Source organism: Kluyvera sp. Awk 3, assembly GCF_028069715.1.
Classification (GTDB): Bacteria; Pseudomonadota; Gammaproteobacteria; order Enterobacterales; family Enterobacteriaceae; genus Kluyvera; species Kluyvera georgiana_A.
In genome coordinates this window covers 1-19,830 of record NZ_JANEWH010000038.1, presented here as the reverse complement: position 1 = coordinate 19,830, position 19,830 = coordinate 1, and the positions used below count along the sequence as shown (strand labels likewise).

Below are 19,830 nucleotides of genomic sequence, written 5' to 3'. Positions count from 1 at the left end.
GGTCATTCGACCGCCTTCCATTTTAGCTTGTGCTTAACACCGAATCAGGATTTTTTCTTCTCGCGGCTATGCAGGCCACGTTTTTCCAGACCACGGTAGATCAGCTGCTGCTGAATAATGGTGACCAGGTTGCTGACGATATAGTAAACCACCAGGCCAGACGGGAACCACAGGAAGAACACCGTGAAGATGACCGGCATAAAGGTCATGATCTTCTGCTGCATCGGGTCGGTCACGGTGGTCGGAGACATCTTCTGAATGAAGAACATCGTCGCGCCCATGATGATCGGCAGGATGTAGTACGGGTCTTGTGCAGACAGGTCGTGGATCCACAGGATAAACGGCGCATGACGCAGTTCAACCGAGGCGCTCAGCATGTAGTACAGCGCAAGGAAGATTGGCATCTGGATAATCAGCGGGAAGCAGCCACCCAGCGGGTTAACCTTCTCAGCTTTATACAGAGCCATCATTTCCTGGCTTTGACGCTGTTTGTCATCGCCCAGACGCTCACGCATGGCCTGAATCTTAGGCTGCAGCATACGCATCTTCGCCATGGAGGTGTACTGCGCTTTGGTCAGCGGGTACATGATGCCACGAACGATAAAGGTGATAACGATGATGGAGAAGCCCCAGTTGCCCAGGAAGCTATGGATCCATTTCAGCAGTTTGAACAGCGGCTGAGAGATGAACCACAGCCAGCCGTAGTCAACGGTCAGGTCAAGGTGCGGCGCAACGGCAGCCATTTTGTCCTGAATTGCCGGGCCAACCCACAGGGTGCTGTTCAGCTTATCTGCCTGGCCTGGTTGAACCAGAACCGGCTGAGATTTGTAGCCGATAGCCACTACACCGTTACCAAGGTTGGCAGTGTAGAAGTTATTCGTACCGTTGTTTTCTGGAACCCATGCAGTCGTGAAGTACTGCTGCAGCATGGCAACCCAACCGTTTTTAGTGTTGGTGTTCAGGTTCTCGTTATCGATGATGGTATCGAATTTGTATTTTTCGTACTTGGAGTCAGACGTTGAATACGCTGCGCCACGGAACGTGTGCATGGTAGACAGGCCGCCGGTCTGCGTATCACGCGCAGTAGGCAGGGCCGCAGTCTGCTTCAGCTGACCGAAGGTAGACACTTCCAGCGGTTTGTCGCTGGCGTTCTTCACGTCGTAACCCACGTTCACCGCATAATCACCGCGTTTCAGGGTGAAGGTTTTGGTGAAGACGTTACCGGCTTTATCGGTGTAGGTCAGCGGAATGACGATTTCGTTCTGACCATCGGCCAGTACAAACGCATCTTTATCGACGTTATACAGCGGACGCGGGCCGTTAGCCGGGTTGTCCGGGCCGTCACGACCGGTTAAGCCGCTCTGTGCCTGATAGACGAACTGTGGCGTGGTTTCCAGTAACTGGAACGGTTCGTTAGACTTCAGTGCTTTCGGGTATGCCGGAAGCAGCGCTTGCTCAATATCACCACCGCGAGTGTTGATAGTCAGTTCAAGCACATCAGTTTTAACCGTAATCAGTTTTCCTTGGCCACTGGCCGGTACGCCCTGGTCGGCGGCGCTACCCGCTGCTGTGGTCGTAGTCTGCGTGGTCTGCTGCTGGGTCTGAGGATTGTTATCCTGCTCCCAGGCTTGCCAGATCATGAAAGACACGAACAACAAAGCGATGATAAGAAGATTGCGTTGCGAATCCATCGTTAGTGTTCTCTGGTATCAAATGGTCCAGGCGGGACGGGGTCGTCACCACCAGGGTGTAAAGGGTGGCATTTTAATACGCGTTTCACTGTCAACCAACTGCCTTTTATCACTCCAAACCTGCGCAATGCCTCAATTCCGTATTGAGAACAGGTTGGCGTGAAACGGCAATGCGGCCCGAGTAGCGGACTAATCAGGCGCTGATAGACCCGAATCAGGCCTATCAGGAGCCGGGATACAGGCGACAATGACGGCGCCATAACTTTTCCAACGCTTCCGAGAGAGCACGGTTATCGAGGTCGGCAACCCCCTTCTTCGCCACCACCACGAAATCCATTGGCGGGAGTTCATGTTGACGCAAACGAAAACTTTCACGCGTCAGACGTTTAATCCGATTGCGTTCATGTGCGCGTTTAACGTTTTTCTTGGCGACGGTAAGACCGATGCGGGGATGCCCCAGCGAATTCAGGCGGCCGAGGATGGTGATTTGCGGCGTGCCAGCCCGTTGTGGCTGCTGGAAGACGAATGTGAAATGATTGGGAGTTAACAAACGTAACTCCCTGGGAAATGCTAGCTTAACCACTCGAGGGGTTAGCTTTATTACTTGGAAACGGTCAGACGAGAACGGCCTTTAGCACGACGACGTGCCAGAACCTGACGACCATTTTTAGTAGCCATACGAGCACGGAAGCCGTGAGAACGGTTGCGCTTCAGTACAGACGGTTGAAAAGTGCGTTTCATGGCGATTTCTACCTAAACTTGAATAAATTCAATGGCTTTATTGGATATCCGAACGAAAATCGAACGACGGATGCCGAAGCCATGGGTGATTAAAGAGGCCGGATTGTAATAATTGTACACTCCGGAGTCAATTCTCTTTCCTTATTTACCGCGTAAAAAACCGCGTTTGACCGCTGTTTTTTGCCCGGCAAATGGGCAGCGTCCCTCACCGAAATTCGAGCGGTACACGCCGGGTGGGGGATTATACGGGCTGCCGATTAAAGCGCAAGGATCATCCTGGATCTTTGTTAGATCATTTAAGCAGAAATTTGTCGCTAGTCATTAATTTTTCCAATATGCGAAGGAAATCGTGCCTTCTCTCTGCCGGGATCGTTTACACTTAGCGCTTCTGGATCCTCCCTGTGGATAAATCGGGAAGAATCTGTGAGAAACAGAAGATCTCTGGCGCAGTTTACGCTATGATCCTCGGCCCGATCGCGATCGGTGGATCGTAAAAGGGGAAAATAACCGCGTTCTTTCAGCACAGTGTCTGAGAGAGGCCGTTGAAAACCGCAGATAGCGGTTCGCGCGTCACCCGCTTGCATCGGGTCTTTTCGACGTGTGCCAAAAATCACGAATTTTTAATCTTATACACAGCATCGTTCGGGCTGCATTTGCGCAGCGGCTGAATGATTCCCCGACAGCATTGCGTTTCGCTGACGGCAGGATCGTCAGGAGGTAGCCTGCAGGTTTGCCTGGAGGATGATGTGTATCGACTTTTTTCGAGTGGAGTCCGCCGTGTCACTTTCGCTTTGGCAGCAATGTCTTGCCCGATTGCAGGATGAGTTACCAGCCACAGAATTCAGCATGTGGATCCGCCCTTTGCAGGCGGAACTGAGCGATAACACGCTGGCTTTGTACGCGCCAAATCGTTTTGTACTTGATTGGGTAAGAGATAAATACCTCAATAACATCAACGGTCTGTTGAATGATTTCTGCGGTGCGGATGCCCCGCAGCTGCGTTTTGAGGTGGGCACCAAGCCCGTGACCCAAACGTTAAGAGAGACGGCCAACGTCAGCGCTCCGGCGCAAACCGCCCAGGTGCACGCGCCGCGCGTCGCCCCGGCACCGCGCGCAGGTTGGGATAACGTCCCGGCGCCCGCTGAGCCTTCTTACCGCTCCAACGTCAACGTTAAACACACCTTTGATAACTTCGTCGAAGGTAAATCGAACCAGCTCGCCCGCGCGGCGGCGCGCCAGGTGGCGGATAACCCTGGCGGCGCTTATAACCCGCTGTTCCTGTACGGCGGTACCGGTTTGGGTAAAACGCACCTGCTGCACGCGGTGGGCAACGGCATTATCGCCCGTAAACCGAACGCCAAAGTGGTGTATATGCACTCCGAGCGTTTTGTCCAGGACATGGTAAAAGCCCTGCAAAACAATGCGATCGAAGAGTTTAAACGCTACTACCGCTCCGTTGACGCGCTGCTGATCGATGACATTCAATTCTTCGCCAACAAAGAGCGCTCGCAGGAAGAGTTCTTCCATACCTTCAACGCCCTGTTGGAAGGTAATCAACAGATCATCCTCACGTCGGATCGCTATCCGAAAGAGATCAACGGTGTAGAAGATCGTCTGAAGTCCCGCTTTGGCTGGGGCCTGACGGTGGCGATCGAACCGCCTGAGCTTGAGACCCGCGTCGCTATCCTGATGAAAAAAGCCGACGAAAACGACATTCGTCTGCCCGGTGAGGTGGCGTTCTTCATTGCCAAGCGTCTACGCTCTAACGTGCGTGAGCTGGAAGGGGCACTGAACCGCGTTATCGCCAACGCCAACTTTACTGGCCGGGCGATCACTATCGATTTCGTGCGCGAAGCGCTGCGCGACCTGCTGGCATTGCAGGAAAAGCTGGTCACCATCGACAATATTCAGAAGACGGTGGCGGAGTACTACAAAATTAAAGTGGCGGACCTGCTCTCCAAACGACGTTCTCGTTCGGTAGCGCGTCCGCGCCAGATGGCGATGGCGTTGGCGAAAGAACTCACCAACCACAGTCTGCCGGAGATTGGCGATGCGTTTGGTGGCCGTGACCATACCACCGTGCTGCACGCCTGCCGTAAGATTGAACAGCTGCGTGAAGAAAGCCACGATATCAAAGAAGACTTTTCCAATTTAATCAGAACATTGTCGTCGTGATCCTATGAAATTTACCGTAGAACGTGAACATTTATTAAAACCGTTACAACAGGTGAGTGGCCCGTTAGGCGGGCGTCCGACATTGCCGATTCTGGGTAACCTGTTGCTGCAGGTCGCGGACGGCACGCTGTCGCTGACCGGTACCGATTTGGAAATGGAAATGGTAGCGCGCGTGGCGCTGCTGCAGGCACATGAACCGGGCGCGACTACCGTCCCGGCGCGTAAATTCTTCGATATTTGCCGCGGCTTGCCGGAAGGCGCGGAAATCGCCGTCCAGCTGGAGGGCGACCGTATGCTGGTGCGCTCTGGCCGTAGCCGCTTCTCGCTTTCTACGCTGCCTGCCGCCGACTTCCCGAACCTTGACGACTGGCAGAGCGACGTGGAATTCACGCTGCCGCAGGCCACAATGAAACGCCTGATTGAAGCCACCCAGTTCTCGATGGCCCATCAGGATGTGCGTTATTACTTAAACGGTATGCTGTTCGAAACCGAAGGCGAAGAGCTGCGTACCGTGGCGACCGACGGCCACCGCCTGGCGGTCTGCTCTATGCCGGTGGGCCAGTCCCTGCCGAGCCATTCGGTGATCGTGCCGCGTAAAGGCGTCATTGAACTGATGCGTATGCTCGACGGTGGCGATACGCCGCTGCGCGTGCAGATCGGCAGCAACAACATCCGTGCGCACGTTGGCGACTTTATCTTTACTTCCAAGCTGGTTGACGGTCGTTTCCCGGATTATCGCCGCGTATTGCCGAAGAACCCGGATAAACATCTGGAAGCGGGCTGCGATATTCTCAAACAGGCCTTTGCCCGCGCGGCGATTCTCTCGAACGAGAAATTCCGCGGCGTACGCCTGTACGTCAGCGAAAACCAGCTGAAAATCACCGCTAATAACCCGGAACAGGAAGAAGCGGAAGAGATCCTGGATGTCACCTATCCAGGAACCGAGCTTGAAATCGGTTTTAACGTCAGCTACGTACTGGACGTGCTCAATGCGCTGAAGTGCGAAAATGTGCGCATCATGCTGACTGACTCCGTGTCCAGCGTACAGATTGAAGATGCGGCGTCTCAGAGTGCTGCTTACGTTGTTATGCCAATGAGACTGTAATGTCGCTCACCCGTCTGTTGATCCGCGATTTTCGCAATATTGAAAACGCGGATCTTGCTTTATCCCCCGGCTTTAATTTCCTGGTTGGCGCCAATGGCAGCGGCAAAACCAGCGTGCTGGAAGCCATCTATACGCTCGGCCATGGCCGGGCGTTTCGCAGTTTGCAGATTGGCCGCGTGATTCGCCACGAGCAGGAATCTTTCGTGCTGCATGGTCGTTTACAGGGCGCAGAGCGCGAAACGTCAATCGGCCTGACCAAAGACAAACTGGGTGACAGCAAAGTGCGCATCGACGGCACCGACGGACACAAGGTTGCCGAGCTGGCGCTGTTGATGCCAATGCAACTGATTACGCCCGAGGGGTTTACTTTACTCAACGGCGGCCCCAAATACAGAAGAGCGTTCCTCGATTGGGGATGCTTCCACAACGAAGCCGGATTCTTCAACGCCTGGAGCAACCTGAAGCGGTTGCTCAAGCAGCGCAATGCCGCGCTGCGCCAGGTGAGCCGCTACGCGCAGTTGCGTCCATGGGATCTCGAACTTATCCCGCTGGCCGAGCAAATCAGCCGCTGGCGGGCGGAATACAGCGCCGGTATCGCCGAAGATATGGCCGATACCTGCCAACAATTTCTTCCGGAGTTCTCTTTAACTTTCTCCTTCCAGCGCGGCTGGGAGAAAGAAACCGATTATGCCGAAGTGCTGGAGAGAAACTTCGAACGCGACCGTATGCTGACCTACACGGCACACGGCCCGCACAAGGCGGACTTCCGCATTCGCGCCGACGGCGCGCCGGTGGAAGACACCTTATCGCGCGGGCAGCTTAAGCTGCTGATGTGCGCGCTACGCCTGGCGCAGGGCGAGTTTCTGACCCGCGAGAGCGGCAGACGCTGCCTGTACCTGATAGATGATTTTGCCTCGGAACTTGACGACGCGCGGCGTGGCCTGCTGGCCAGCCGTTTAAAAGCCACGCAGTCTCAGGTTTTCGTCAGCGCCATTAGCGCTGAACACGTTCTGGACATGTCGGATGAAAATTCGAAGATGTTTACCGTGGAAAAGGGTAAAATAACGGATTAACCCAAGATTAAATGAGCGAGAAACGTTGATGTCGAATTCTTATGACTCCTCCAGTATCAAAGTCCTGAAAGGGCTGGATGCGGTGCGTAAGCGCCCGGGTATGTATATCGGCGACACGGATGACGGCACCGGTCTGCACCACATGGTATTCGAGGTTGTGGATAACGCTATCGACGAAGCGCTCGCTGGTTACTGCAAAGATATCATCGTCACCATCCACAGCGACAACTCCGTCTCCGTACAGGATGATGGCCGCGGCATCCCTACCGGGATTCACCCGGAAGAGGGCGTCTCCGCGGCGGAAGTTATCATGACCGTGCTGCACGCCGGCGGTAAATTCGATGATAACTCCTATAAAGTGTCCGGCGGTCTGCACGGCGTGGGCGTCTCGGTTGTTAACGCCCTGTCCCAGAAGCTGGAGCTGGTTATCCAGCGTGATAACAAAATTCACCGTCAGATCTATGAGCACGGCGTGCCGCAGGCACCGCTGGCGGTCACGGGAGATACCGAAAAAACCGGTACCATGGTGCGTTTCTGGCCGAGCTATGAAACCTTCACCAACGTCACTGAATTCGAATATGACATTCTGGCGAAACGTCTGCGCGAGCTGTCGTTCCTGAACTCCGGCGTGTCCATCCGTCTGCGCGACAAGCGTGACGGCAAAGAAGACCATTTCCACTACGAAGGCGGCATCAAGGCGTTCGTTGAGTACCTCAACAAGAACAAAACGCCGATCCACCCGAATATCTTCTATTTCTCTACCGAAAAAGACGGTATCGGCGTTGAAGTGGCGCTGCAGTGGAACGATGGTTTCCAGGAAAACATCTACTGCTTCACCAACAACATTCCGCAGCGTGATGGCGGTACCCACCTTGCAGGCTTCCGTGCGGCGATGACCCGTACGCTGAACGCCTACATGGACAAAGAAGGCTACAGCAAAAAAGCCAAAGTCAGCGCCACCGGTGACGATGCCCGTGAAGGCCTGATTGCGGTGGTTTCCGTGAAGGTGCCGGATCCGAAGTTCTCCTCCCAGACCAAAGACAAGCTGGTCTCCTCCGAGGTGAAATCGGCGGTTGAACAGCAGATGAACGAACTGCTGGCCGAATACCTGCTGGAAAACCCGTCCGACGCGAAAATCGTGGTCGGCAAGATTATCGATGCGGCGCGTGCCCGTGAAGCGGCGCGTAAAGCCCGTGAAATGACCCGTCGTAAAGGCGCGCTGGACCTCGCTGGCCTGCCGGGCAAACTGGCCGACTGCCAGGAACGCGACCCGGCGCTGTCTGAACTGTACCTCGTGGAAGGGGACTCCGCGGGCGGCTCTGCGAAGCAGGGGCGTAACCGTAAGAACCAGGCGATTCTGCCGCTGAAGGGTAAAATCCTCAACGTTGAGAAAGCGCGCTTCGACAAGATGCTCTCTTCTCAGGAAGTGGCGACGCTGATTACCGCGCTGGGCTGCGGCATCGGTCGCGACGAGTACAACCCGGACAAACTGCGTTACCACAGCATCATCATCATGACCGATGCGGACGTCGACGGCTCGCACATTCGTACGTTGCTGTTGACCTTCTTCTACCGTCAGATGCCGGAAATCGTTGAACGCGGCCATGTCTACATTGCGCAGCCACCGCTGTACAAAGTGAAGAAAGGCAAGCAGGAACAGTACATCAAAGACGACGAAGCGATGGATCAGTACCAGATTTCCATTGCGCTTGATGGCGCAACCCTGCACACCAACGCCAGCGCTCCGGCGTTAGCGGGCGAGCCGCTGGAAAAACTGGTTGCCGAATTCAATGCCACCCAGAAAATGATCAATCGTATGGAACGTCGCTTCCCGAAAGCGCTGCTGAAAGAGCTTATCTATCAGCCAACGCTGGTGGAGGCCGATCTCTCCGACGAACAGAAAGTCACCCGTTGGGTGAATGCGCTGGTGACCGAGCTGAACGAAAAAGAGCAGCACGGCAGCCTGTGGAAGTTTGATATTCAGCACAATGCTGAACAGCAGCAGTTCGAGCCGATTATCCGCGTGCGTACCCACGGCGTGGATACCGACTACGTGCTGGATAGCGAATTCGTTAATGGTGCTGAATACCGTCGTATCTTCACGCTGGGCGAGAAGCTGCGTGGTCTGGTGGAAGAAGATGCGTTCATTGAACGTGGCGAACGCCGCCAGCCGGTTGCTAGCTTCGAGCAGGCGCTGGACTGGCTGGTGAAAGAGTCCCGCCGTGGTCTTGCGATTCAGCGTTATAAAGGTCTGGGCGAGATGAACCCGGAACAGCTGTGGGAAACCACCATGGATCCGGACAGCCGCCGCATGCTGCGCGTTACCGTGAAAGACGCGATTGCCGCTGACCAGCTGTTCACCACCCTGATGGGTGATGCCGTTGAGCCGCGTCGTGCGTTTATCGAAGAGAATGCCCTGAAAGCGGCAAACATCGATATCTAATCCGTATCGTAGCCTCGACGTCGGGGAATTAACGCGAAAAACGCCTGAATTTTTTCAGGCGTTTTTTTATGCCTTGCGTACGCGAACTATACTTCACTACGTCTTCTCTTTAGCGTAATTCGAGGTGGAAAATGGGGCTTTTCGATGATGTGGTCGGTTCGCTACTCAGCGGCGATGCGGGTAAATATCAGGCTATCCTGAGCTGGGTCAACGAGCAGGGGGGAATACAGGCGCTTCTGGAGAAACTGCAAAGCGGCGGGCTGGGTGACATTGTCTCATCCTGGATAAGTAATCAGCAAAATAATCAATCCATTAGCAGCGATCAGGTGGTCTCGGCGCTTGGTACGCCTGCTGTTGCCGATCTCGGTGAAAAGCTCGGTACCGATGCCAGCTCCGCCTCGACGATGCTGGCGGAATACCTGCCGAAAATCGTCGATGCGCTGTCGCCGAAGGGTGAAGTCGATCCGCAGGCGCACAACGACCTGTTATCCGCCGGAATGGACCTGCTCAAGGGCGGTAAGTTATTTGGCTAAGGCCATACAAAAGGGGAGAACGCGCAACGCGTTGTATCCCCGTTTAAAGCCGCCTTTGCTGCTGTTTTTTGCGCTAAATCGAGTTAGCATGAGGGCAGGCTCATTTAACCTGGGGATCTCATGGCTATTAAACTGATCGCAATCGACATGGACGGAACATTGCTGTTGCCGGACCACACTATCTCTCCTGCAGTGAAAAACGCTCTCGCGGCGGCACGCGCAAAAGGGGTTAACGTGGTTCTGACCACCGGGCGTCCCTACGCTGGCGTGCACAGCTACCTGAAAGAGCTGGGCATGAACGAGCCGGGAGATTACTGCATCACCTACAACGGCGCGCTGGTCCAGAAGGCGGGTGACGGAAGCACCGTGGCGCAGACCGCGCTTAAGTACGATGACTACCGCTTCCTGGAAGAGCTGTCCCGCAAGGTGGGTTCCCACTTCCACGCGCTGGATCGCAACACGCTGTATACCGCCAACCGCGATATCAGCTACTACACGGTGCATGAATCCTTTGTTGCCACTATCCCGCTGGTGTTCTGCGAAGCCGAGAAAATGGATCCGTCTATCGAGTTCCTGAAGGTGATGATGATCGACGAGCCGGCCATCCTCGACAAAGCCATTGCCCGTATTCCGCCGGAAGTGAAAGAAAAATACACCGTGCTGAAGAGCTCGCCGTACTTCCTCGAAATTCTTGATAAGCGCGTCAATAAGGGTACCGGCGTGAAATCGCTGGCCGAGGTGCTGGGTATCAAGCAGGAAGAGATCATGGCCATTGGCGACCAGGAAAACGACATTGCGATGATCGAGTACGCTGGCGTTGGCGTGGCGATGGATAACGCGATTCCGGCAGTCAAAGAAGCGGCGAACTTTGTGACGAAATCGAACCTGGAAGACGGCGTAGCCTGGGCGATTGAGAAGTACGTTCTTTCCTGATAACCGGATGCCCGGCGGCGGCCGGGCAAAACATTAAGATTGTTTTAAAACGCGTATTTGTATTATCAGGTGTGAAATCGCACATAAATCCCCCCAATTAATACCTAAATTCTATACTCTCGCTCCCTCTTTTATCCCCTGGCACATTCTGCCTGCAATTACGCTTTTTCTATGAATAACAAATGCATCTGCCTGGTGCTGATGATGCCATTCTTTATGGTATTTCATACCTGGGCCGCAACGGACCCATCCTCAGCCTTAACGCCGCTTTATGGGTATCAGGATGATAACCAGGGCACGACAACGTTGGATAACGCCGCGGTAGAACAGCCGGAAACCCCGTCGGTTTTACCTTTTTTAGGCGATGAGGCCCGCAAACGCGGTTACGATCTGCCGGAGCCTTTCGGTATTAATATTAACTATATGAATATTCGTCAGAATATTAATGTAGATAGTATCGATTTTACCGGGCTTTCTTTAGATGGCAGAAACCAGGCCGCTATTCAGAATGCGATCTGTTCGAACGCGAAAAAGGGGAAGCTCTGTAATAAAGCGGTGAGTGATGCATTTAATAAGGCTTTTGGTCATGGGCCTGTCTCACTGGATAACGCCTTTGATATTGGAGTGGGCAAAACGCGTGAATCCAGTAAAACGGAAACGCTGAAATATGATACCTGGTTATTCCCTTTCATGAACGTTTATGGCCTGCTTGGTCATACCGAAGGTCACTCTATTTCACAAATCGCCGTCGGCCTTAAATCGCCAAATGGGAAGGTGGTGCCGCTTCCTCATATGCAGGATCTTGATTTTAAACTCGATTTTAAAGGCACCACCTACGGCGTGGGAACCACGCTGGCTGGTGGCGTAGGCAACTGGTTTGCTGTACTGGATGGCAATTATACCCAGACGCGGTTTGATATCCTGGACGGCAGTATCGATGCCTTCACCTTCTCACCTCGTGTTGGCTACCGCTTTACCACCCCCGAGGTGGAAATGCTGCACCTGCCTTCAGGGAAGCTGAATGTGTGGGTTGGAAGCATGTATCAGGATGTGCAGGAAGAGTTTAAGGGGAGTCTGAACGATCTCACCATGCCTTCGGCGATGCTCCAGAATATGGTGAATTTTGCCAACCAGGACGATAAAGGCCGCTTCGATGTGAAACAACATCTGCAGTCCCCGTGGAACATGCTGGTGGGCGCACAGTACGAAGTGACGCGCAACTTTAACGTCACCACCGAGATTGGCTTCGCGGAACGTAACAGCTTCTTTATCGCCGGAGAATATCGCTTTTGATCCGCGTCGGCTTCCTCTTTTGCCTCTGCCTGTTTGCCTCCCTGACGCAGGCCGCGCTGCCAAGCCGCAGCGAGGTTGACGGCTGGCTGCAAAAGCTAGGAGCCAGCGATAACTTCGATGCCAGCAAAGGTATCGACTGGGGGGTAATGCCGGGGCCGTTCTACACCCCTGAATTAGGGCTGGGGATTGGCACCGCGGTCGTCGGCATGTATCGCCCTGACCCCAACGACACGGTCAGCCAGAACTCAACGTTAACGCTCAGCGGCTATTTTAGCTCAACCGGCGCATTTGGTCTGACGATGCAAAATTATGCCTTTTTCGCCGACGATCGCTGGCGTTTCTTTCTTGATGGCGCGTTGACGGATACCCCCACTTACTACTGGGGGCAGGGGTTTACCGCGGGCGATAAAGACAGTCAGAAAGAACAGTACACCGCGCAGATTCTGGATTTACGTCCCACACTATACCGCCGGCTGGCGCCGAACGTTTACCTTGGCGTCGGCTGGTCGCTGAATGCCCAGCACGCAGCTCAGATGGGCGATAGCGATCCGCCGAAAATAGAGCACACGGCGCAGGGAGCATCGGTGCTGAGTTCCGGCGGCAGTATCGAATTGAGCTGGGATGACCGGGATTTTGTCCCCAACCCGCGTCAGGGGCAGTATGCCGATGTGCGCTATACCCGCTTCACGCCTGACACCGGCAGTGATACCCGCTTTGATGAATATCAGCTGCACTACAGCCGCTACCACTCGCTGGACGATAAAAACGTGCTGGCGTGGGAGATGGATGGCGCGTTTACCCAGGGCGACGTGCCGTGGAGTATGATGCCGCTGCTCGGCAGCAACCAGCGAATGCGCGGTTATTACGAGGGGCGCTATCGGGACAAAAATGCGGTCAGCGGCCAACTGGAATATCGGTGCAAGCTTGACTGGCGGCACGGCGTTGTTGGATGGCTTGGCGCGGGCACTATGGGGCCGTCGTTTCACGCGCTGGATAACGGACGCTGGCTACCCTCGGCGGGCGTCGGCTATCGATTTGAATTCAAACCGCGGGTTAACGTACGGCTGGATTACGGCATCGGCAAAGGCAGCAGCGGGTTCTATTTTCAGGTTGGAGAGGCATTTTGAAGGCGTTTATTCACATCTTTTTGCTTCTGGCGCTGTGCGTCGTCTCACGCAGCTATGCGATGCTGCCGGTACCGCTCGATTTAGCGACGCAGGCGACCGTCCGGGCGACTCGCGCGTGGCCCGCGATGCCACCGCAGCCGTTACCGAAAGGGCTTCGCCCTTGCTGCGCCTTTGGCTATAACCTGCATGCCGCGCTGTGGGGGATATCGGTACCCCTATATCAGTTGGATAACGTGGTAGAGGCGGAGCGTCTTGGGCAGCATCAGTACAATGATAATATGCTGGCAGGATTGGAAAATCTCACCGGTTTAAGTCGTGAGAACAACGGTATCCTTTACACGACCCGCGGGGGCTTTATCGATACCGCGCACGTGCGCGATACGGCGGATATGACGGTGTATCTCTTCAGCCAGCTGCTGCCGAAACTGGGCCAGCCATTTACCCTTGATTTAGATAGCGAACTGGCCCAACGTCGGGTGGTTTTTAATGCTTTCACTCCGCCGTCAGATCCTGCTGAACGCTATACGTTAGCGGCCTGGCTGGCGGCGCATCTGGCGTTTCAGGTGGCGGAGTGGCACGAAATTGCCCAATGGTACGGGTTTGAGTCCGTTCCAGGATTTTCCGAGGGCGTTTCCGCTTTTTCGCCGGAAGATCTCTACTCTAACCTGCTGGGCGCGCGCCTGGCGGTCTCTCTGATCCTGGGCGGGCAGACTGTCTCCCTGGATGTTTATAATGTGGCAATGAGCCAGGCGTTGAACCAGGCGCTGAAGCAGTTTGGCGCGCAGCCTCCGGAAAGCACCCGCTTTCATTTTGATATGCTTGACGGCCATTGGTGGAACAGCCAGAAGCGGGTACCAGAGAAGTATCTGGTGCTAAAGCGCAATTACCAGATGGGTGATAATCGACTGCCAACGCCGGTACCCGGTGAACGGGTGACGCCGCAGCGCTTGATGTTGCCGCATCGCTGGCAGGGAATGGCGCTCAACGCGCTGGGCGAACTGCAGCTCTGGCCGACAACCGATATGGCCCGCTTGCCGCCGCCAGACCGTTATTACACCCAGGCGGATTTTCCGGCACTGGCGGCCAGCGCGCAGCAGGCGGATAGCCGACAGCGCCGCTAAATATTATGGAATAACCCGTTCGCGTGGTAAAACCACGAGGTATCTTTCGAACGGGACTCCGCCATGAAACAAATCACCTTTGCGCCGCGCAATCATCAGCTTACCAATACCCGTACCTGGACGCCGGACAGCCAGTGGCTGGTCTACGATGTTCGCCCGTCCGGAGCCTCATTTACCGGCGAAACGATCGAGCGCGTGAACGTCAACAGCGGTGACGTAGAGGTGATTTATCGCGCCCGTGAAGGTGCGCATGTGGGCGTGGTGACGGTGCACCCTAGCGCCGAGCAGTACGTCTTTATTCATGGCCCGGAGAACCCGGACGCGAACTGGCAGTATGATTTCCACCACCGTCGCGGCGTAGTCACGGCGCAGGGTGAAACTCGCAATCTCGATGCGATGGATATTACCGCACCCTACACGCCCGGCGCGCTGCGCGGCGGTAGCCACGTTCACGTCTACAGCCCCTGCGGGCAGTTTGTCAGCTTCACCTACAACGATCACGTGATGCACGAATACGACCCGGCGCAGGACCTGCGTAATGTCGGCGTTGCCGTACCTTATGGCCCGGTTGCGCCCCGTGGGCAGCATCCGCGGGAATACGGCGGTAGCCACTGGTGCGTGCTGGTCAGTCGGACGACCGCCAAACCGCAGCCCGGCAGCGATGACATCAACCGCGCCTATGAAGAGGGGTGGGTCGGCTCGCAGGCGCTGGCGTTCATTGGCGATACTGTTTCGCTTGCCGGAGAGAAAGTGCCGGAGCTGTTCATCGTTGAGTTGCCGTCTGACGAGCAGGGCTGGAAACAGGCGGGCGATGCGCCGCTGCAGGGGACCAACACTACGCTTCCTGCGCCGCCGGCAGGCGTTCGCCAGCGACGGCTAACCTTCACGCATCAGCGTGCTTTTCCCGGGCTGGTAAACGTTCCGCGCCACTGGGTGCGCAGCCATCCGCAGGGCACGCAGATTGCCTTCTTAATGCGTGATGACAACGGTGTCGTGCAGTTGTGGTTAATCTCGCCAGACGGTGGCGAACCGCGCCAGCTGACGCACAATACCTCCGACATTCAGTCGGCGTTTAACTGGCATCCCTCCGGAAACGGACTGGGCATGGTGCTGGAAGGGCGTATTGCCTGGTGCGATGCGAAAAGCGGTGAAATCACCTTTTTAACTGACCACCACGCCAATCCACCATCGGCGGATGCGGTGGTGTTCTCGCCCGACGGACGATCGATTGCCTGGATGGAAGAAACGGCTGGCTTTCGCCAGCTGTGGGTAACCGGAACCGGCTACTAAGTTACTGTGCGGGCATTGGGGCTGGTGGGATCACCGAATTGGTGGCCAGCGTCTCCTGCTCGCTCTTTTCGACCCGCGAACGGACCGAACTGTCCTTGCGGAAGAAGTCCCACGGCAACAGCACGGTATCCATCACCGCCGTAAACGGCATATCAAGGGCGACCAGTGATTTGGTGGCCCAGCCGTTATCACTGTCGCTCAGCATTTCCGCGCTGGCGCGCGTGCCGGGATAAGTGCCTTCTTTGCCGCCGGTATGCGACATGACGCTGGAACATCCTCCTGACAGGAAGATTCCCCCTACCAACGCCGTTTTAATCAGCAGATTTTTCATCATGAGCTCTTCGTTGTTATGAGCATAAAAAAGCTCCTCCATCGGGTTATAGCCACCCGTTGCCAAAATAGAAAGCCCAGGCTTACCGCTCTGTGGCGGCTGTCGCAATTTGGCCTTTCGTGCTCTCACCCAGTGTAAGCCTTCTCCGGGAAAGTGCAAAAAAAGTCAGACACTGGGGCTTGAAAAAGGTTCTTTCCCCCTCATTTTATAGGTGTAGCCGGGAAGAACACGCCTGCGGGGTGTTCGGGCTTCACGACCTGTCCACGATGGAAGGTCCACTATTTCTCGCTGATTTTCAGGAGCTATTTGATTATGCGTAACTTCGACTTATCCCCGTTATACCGTTCTGCCATCGGTTTTGATCGCCTGTTCAACCTGTTAGAAAACAATCAAACGCAAAGCAACGGCGGTTACCCTCCGTACAACGTTGAACTGGTAGACGAAAATCACTATCGCATCGCGATTGCCGTGGCCGGTTTTGCCGAAAGCGAGCTGGAAATTACCGCCCAGGACAACATGCTGGTGGTGAAAGGCGCGCATGCCGCAGAACAAAAAGAACGGACTTATCTCTATCAAGGTATTGCCGAGCGCAACTTTGAACGCAAATTCCAGTTAGCGGAAAACATCCACGTGCGTGGCGCTAACCTGGTGAACGGCCTGCTGTATATCGAACTGGAACGCGTGATTCCGGAAGCGAACAAACCGCGCCGTATCGAAATTAACTAATTCCTGCGGGCCGCCCGCGCGGCCCTGTGCATCAACTGGCTTGCCGATTGGGAGCCGGAAGGTATTTACTCGCTTCTTAGAAGGAGAAACACAATGCGTAACTACGATTTATCCCCTCTGCTGCGTCAATGGATCGGCTTCGACAAACTGGCGAATGCGCTGCAAAGCAGCAGCGAAGGTCAGAGCTTCCCGCCGTACAACATCGAAAAAAGCGACGATAACCACTACCGCATTACGCTGGCATTAGCGGGATTCCGTCAGGAAGATCTGGACGTACAGCTGGAAGGTACTCGCCTGACCGTTAAGGGCACGCCGCAGCCACAGGAAAAAGAGACCAAATGGCTGCACCAGGGGCTGGTGATGCAAGCCTTTAGCCTGAGCTTTACCCTTGCGGAAAATATGGAAGTCTCCGGCGCTACCTTTACTAACGGCTTGCTGCATATCGATTTAACCCGCAACGAGCCGGAAGCTATCGCTCCGCAGCGCATCGCCATTAGCGAGCGCCCAGCGTTGAATAGCTAACGCTAATTGCCCAATTAGCCCCGAGAAATCGGGGCTTTTTTTTGCGCAATGAGCTTAAAGAACACAGTAAACACCTTGTGGAAACTGCCCAGCAGGCAGGGGTTGGAACCGCGCTTGATTTCGCTTAAAAATCGCTGCTAAGGGAAAGGTGGTGCCCAAATAGCGAGCCCCATTTGGCTGAGTAATGTGCGCCGCACTACATACAACCCCCCACAACTCAGACATAATCCATAGTGTTATTAATGTTATTCACAGGGAACATACTATGAGTGATATAGCATTGACGGTCAGCGTACTGGCTCTGGTGGCGGTGGTCGGACTGTGGATTGGTAATATCAAAATTCGCGGCATTGGTTTTGGTATTGGCGGCGTGCTGTTTGGTGGGATTATCGTCGGCCACTTTGTTGATCAGGCGGGGATTACCTTGAGCAGCCCGATGCTGCATTTCATTCAGGAATTCGGCCTGATTCTGTTCGTTTACACCATCGGTATTCAGGTTGGGCCTGGTTTTTTTGCCTCGCTGCGCGTCTCCGGCCTGCGGCTGAATCTCTTCGCTATTCTGATTGTCATCCTCGGTGGTCTGGTCACCACGGTGCTGCATAAAATCTTCGCTATTCCGCTTCCCGTGGTGCTGGGCATTTTCTCCGGCGCGGTCACCAACACCCCCGCGTTAGGGGCTGGGCAGCAAATACTGCGCGATCTCGGCGAGCCGTTCAGCGTGGTCGATCAAATGGGGATGAGCTATGCCATGGCCTACCCGTTTGGTATCTGCGGCATTTTGCTGACCATGTGGCTGGTGCGCCTGTTCTTTCGTATTAACGTAGAAAAAGAGGCTCAACAGTTTGACGAACAGGCCGGTTCCGGCCATTCGCACCTCAAAACCATCAATATTCGCGTCGAAAATACGAACCTGAATCGTATGGCGATTCAGGATATCCCGGTCATCAATAGCGATAACATTATCTGTTCGCGGCTGAAACGGGGTGAAACGCTGATGGTGCCGTCGCCGACGACGCTGATTGAAACCGGAGACCTGCTGCACCTGGTGGGGGAAGCGGCGGATCTGCATAACGCGCAGCTGGTGATCGGTAAAGAGGTGGAAACCTCGCTGTCGACGCGTGGGACCGACCTGAAAGTGGAAAGGGTCGTTGTGACCAACGAGAAGGTTTTAGGCAAAAAAATCCGCGATCTGCACTATAAACAGCGCTATGACGTAGTCATCTCGCGCCTGAATCGTGCGGGGGTGGAGCTGGTTGCCAGCAGCAATGCCAGCCTGCAGTTTGGCGATATCCTCAATCTGGTTGGCCGCCCTGCGGCGATCGATGCCGTCGCGTCAGAGCTGGGTAACGCACAGCAGAAATTGCAGCAGGTGCAGATGCTGCCGGTGTTTATCGGTATCGGACTCGGCGTACTGCTTGGCTCCGTGCCGCTGTTTATTCCCGGTTTCCCGGTGGCATTGAAGTTGGGGCTCGCGGGCGGGCCGCTGATTATGGCGCTGATCCTCGGTCGTATCGGCAGCATCGGCAAGCTCTACTGGTTTATGCCACCGAGCGCTAACCTGGCGTTGCGCGAACTGGGGATTGTGCTGTTCCTCTCGGTGGTGGGGCTGAAGTCCGGCGGCGATTTTGTTGCAACGCTGATTCACGGAGAGGGGCTAAGCTGGATTGGCTACGGGATTTTCATCACCGGTATCCCGCTGCTGACGGTTGGCATTCTGGCGCGAATTTTCGCCAAAATGAACTACCTGACCCTGTGCGGCATGCTGGCTGGTTCAATGACCGACCCTCCGGCGCTGGCCTTTGCCAACAACCTGCACGCGACCAGCGGCGCGGCCGCGCTCTCCTATGCCACGGTGTATCCGCTGGTGATGTTCCTGCGCATTATCACGCCCCAGCTGCTGGCGGTATTGTTCTGGGGGATGGGTTAACGGCCTGCACGCGACGTAGGTGGTAATCCACCTGATATTCACTGGCGTTGCGGAACATCACGGAATAGTTAAGAAACTCGCCGCTGTCGCTGTAGGAAAGGGAGGTAATACGCAGCAGCGGCGTCTGTTCCGGGACATTCAGGCACTGTGCCAGCTGTTTATCGGCCAGCACGGGCGCCAGACTCTCATAGTTGCCGCTGATGGTGAGCCCGCAATCTTTCTCAATGTAATCAAACTTAGAGCCCTCCAGATGCACCAGTGACAGGTTACGGAACAGCTTCACCGGCATATAGCTGTCCTCCAGCATCAGCGGTTTACCATCCACGTAGCGCACCCGGCGCGAGAAATAGATCCGTTCGTTAATCTGAATTCTTAGCTGGCTGGCAATCGCTGGCGGTGCGGGCATCATCTCAAAAATCAAAACCTTGCTGGCCACCTCTTTCCCTTGTTGGCGCAGTATCTCCGCCAGGCCGGTGAGATTAGTGGTTTCATGGTGAATATCTTTATGCGCCACATAGGTTCCACTGCCGTGCCGTCTGACAACCAGTCCCCACTCAATGAGCAAGTCGATGGCTTTTCGAATGGTCATCCGCGCGACGCCGAACTCTTCCGCCAGCTTTTTCTCACCCGGCAACGGGCTACCAATATTGAAATCTGATGAGTTAAGCCGTAAACGCAATCTGTCGGCAATGGATTTATAGATCACAACCAGACCTCTTATCGTCTCTGGAACGAAATTAATGAACCACTGTTTCTTATTTAAAACTAATTCATTACAGATAATTAGGCTGCTACAGCC

19 protein-coding genes, 1 pseudogene and 1 other annotated feature are annotated in these 19,830 nt (G+C 55.0%); of the genes and pseudogenes, 14 read left to right on the top strand and 6 right to left on the bottom strand.

The window, feature by feature from the left end; genetic code table 11:
- Positions 1 to 44: 44 nt before the first annotated feature.
- Genes yidC through rpmH form a run of 4 tightly spaced genes read right to left on the bottom strand, consistent with a single transcriptional unit; the run spans position 45 to position 2,432 of the window.
- A complete protein-coding gene (yidC, locus tag NNN71_RS10265) occupies positions 45 to 1,691 on the bottom strand; it encodes a membrane protein insertase YidC (RefSeq protein ID WP_167574688.1) in 1,647 nt (548 codons plus the stop codon).
- 2 nt (positions 1,692 to 1,693) lie between these two features.
- Complete coding sequence (gene yidD / locus NNN71_RS10260) at positions 1,694 to 1,951, bottom strand: membrane protein insertion efficiency factor YidD (RefSeq protein ID WP_074398703.1); 258 nt, start codon at positions 1,949 to 1,951, stop codon at positions 1,694 to 1,696.
- Positions 1,915 to 2,274 (bottom strand): ribonuclease P protein component, encoded by a 360-nt coding sequence (gene rnpA / locus NNN71_RS10255; RefSeq protein WP_064540669.1) that lies wholly within the window; start codon positions 2,272 to 2,274, stop codon positions 1,915 to 1,917. The genes yidD and rnpA overlap by 37 nt, the downstream gene beginning before the upstream one ends.
- A 17-nt stretch (positions 2,275 to 2,291) precedes the next feature.
- Positions 2,292 to 2,432 carry a 50S ribosomal protein L34 gene (gene rpmH / locus NNN71_RS10250; RefSeq protein ID WP_003849659.1) on the bottom strand — a complete coding sequence of 47 codons (141 nt, stop codon included), beginning with the start codon at positions 2,430 to 2,432 and terminating at the stop codon, positions 2,292 to 2,294.
- Positions 2,433 to 3,209: 777 nt separating this feature from the next.
- Here rpmH and dnaA point away from each other — a divergent pair.
- The 10 genes from dnaA to NNN71_RS10200 all read left to right on the top strand — a co-directional run bounded on the left by dnaA (position 3,210) and on the right by NNN71_RS10200 (position 15,525).
- The gene (gene dnaA / locus NNN71_RS10245; RefSeq protein WP_163447642.1) at positions 3,210 to 4,607 is read left to right on the top strand and encodes a chromosomal replication initiator protein DnaA; all 1,398 of its coding nucleotides are present in this window, start codon (positions 3,210 to 3,212) and stop codon (positions 4,605 to 4,607) included.
- Positions 4,608 to 4,611: 4 nt separating this feature from the next.
- Entirely contained in the window at positions 4,612 to 5,712 is a 1,101-nt protein-coding gene (gene dnaN, locus NNN71_RS10240; protein WP_064540673.1) for a DNA polymerase III subunit beta, read from the top strand.
- On the top strand, positions 5,712 to 6,785 hold the full coding sequence (gene recF, locus NNN71_RS10235; protein ID WP_163447644.1) for a DNA replication/repair protein RecF: 1,074 nt from the start codon (positions 5,712 to 5,714) through the stop codon (positions 6,783 to 6,785). Before dnaN ends, recF begins: the two co-directional genes overlap by 1 nt.
- 28 nt (positions 6,786 to 6,813) lie before the next feature.
- Complete coding sequence (gene gyrB / locus NNN71_RS10230) at positions 6,814 to 9,228, top strand: DNA topoisomerase (ATP-hydrolyzing) subunit B (protein ID WP_167574690.1); 2,415 nt, start codon at positions 6,814 to 6,816, stop codon at positions 9,226 to 9,228.
- A gap of 131 nt (positions 9,229 to 9,359) precedes the next feature.
- A complete protein-coding gene (locus NNN71_RS10225; RefSeq protein ID WP_163447646.1) occupies positions 9,360 to 9,761 on the top strand; it encodes a YidB family protein in 402 nt (133 codons plus the stop codon).
- 120 nt (positions 9,762 to 9,881) lie between these two features.
- The gene (yidA, locus tag NNN71_RS10220; protein WP_167574691.1) at positions 9,882 to 10,694 is read left to right on the top strand and encodes a sugar-phosphatase; all 813 of its coding nucleotides are present in this window, start codon (positions 9,882 to 9,884) and stop codon (positions 10,692 to 10,694) included.
- A gap of 171 nt (positions 10,695 to 10,865) precedes the next feature.
- Positions 10,866 to 11,987 carry a hypothetical protein gene (locus NNN71_RS10215; protein ID WP_271458424.1) on the top strand — a complete coding sequence of 374 codons (1,122 nt, stop codon included), beginning with the start codon at positions 10,866 to 10,868 and terminating at the stop codon, positions 11,985 to 11,987.
- Positions 11,984 to 13,114 (top strand): BamA/TamA family outer membrane protein, encoded by a 1,131-nt coding sequence (locus NNN71_RS10210; RefSeq protein WP_271458423.1) that lies wholly within the window; start codon positions 11,984 to 11,986, stop codon positions 13,112 to 13,114. The genes NNN71_RS10215 and NNN71_RS10210 overlap by 4 nt, the downstream gene beginning before the upstream one ends.
- Positions 13,111 to 14,235, top strand: coding sequence for a DUF4056 domain-containing protein (locus NNN71_RS10205; protein WP_442910508.1), 1,125 nt, complete (start codon positions 13,111 to 13,113; stop codon positions 14,233 to 14,235). The genes NNN71_RS10210 and NNN71_RS10205 overlap by 4 nt, the downstream gene beginning before the upstream one ends.
- Positions 14,236 to 14,298: 63 nt before the next feature.
- On the top strand, positions 14,299 to 15,525 hold the full coding sequence (locus tag NNN71_RS10200; protein WP_271458422.1) for a DUF3748 domain-containing protein: 1,227 nt from the start codon (positions 14,299 to 14,301) through the stop codon (positions 15,523 to 15,525).
- A 1-nt stretch (position 15,526) separates the two neighbouring features.
- Here NNN71_RS10200 and NNN71_RS10195 read toward each other — a convergent pair whose 3' ends face one another.
- A complete protein-coding gene (locus NNN71_RS10195) occupies positions 15,527 to 15,856 on the bottom strand; it encodes a YceK/YidQ family lipoprotein (protein WP_271458429.1) in 330 nt (109 codons plus the stop codon).
- A 243-nt stretch (positions 15,857 to 16,099) separates the two neighbouring features.
- Positions 16,100 to 16,175: a sequence feature (ROSE (Repression Of Heat Shock gene Expression) occurs in the 5'-region of heat shock genes and acts as an RNA thermometer to modulate expression.), on the top strand.
- Here NNN71_RS10195 and ibpA point away from each other — a divergent pair.
- From ibpA to NNN71_RS10175, 4 genes and pseudogenes are all read left to right on the top strand, one after another.
- Entirely contained in the window at positions 16,169 to 16,582 is a 414-nt protein-coding gene (gene ibpA / locus NNN71_RS10190; RefSeq protein ID WP_015343937.1) for a small heat shock chaperone IbpA, read from the top strand. (Overlaps the previous feature by 7 nt.)
- Positions 16,583 to 16,675: 93 nt before the next feature.
- Positions 16,676 to 17,104, top strand: coding sequence for a small heat shock chaperone IbpB (gene ibpB / locus NNN71_RS10185; protein WP_064540697.1), 429 nt, complete (start codon positions 16,676 to 16,678; stop codon positions 17,102 to 17,104).
- A 38-nt stretch (positions 17,105 to 17,142) separates the two neighbouring features.
- A pseudogene (gene dinD, locus NNN71_RS10180) lies at positions 17,143 to 17,229 on the top strand (DNA damage-inducible protein D); the annotation flags it as partial.
- A gap of 140 nt (positions 17,230 to 17,369) precedes the next feature.
- Entirely contained in the window at positions 17,370 to 19,031 is a 1,662-nt protein-coding gene (locus tag NNN71_RS10175) for a putative transporter (protein WP_163447652.1), read from the top strand.
- Here the strand turns inward: NNN71_RS10175 and NNN71_RS10170 are convergent.
- Positions 18,988 to 19,737 (bottom strand): GntR family transcriptional regulator, encoded by a 750-nt coding sequence (locus NNN71_RS10170; RefSeq protein ID WP_163447653.1) that lies wholly within the window; start codon positions 19,735 to 19,737, stop codon positions 18,988 to 18,990. The two genes, NNN71_RS10175 and NNN71_RS10170, sit on opposite strands and share 44 nt — an antisense overlap.
- Positions 19,738 to 19,830: the final 93 nt, after the last annotated feature.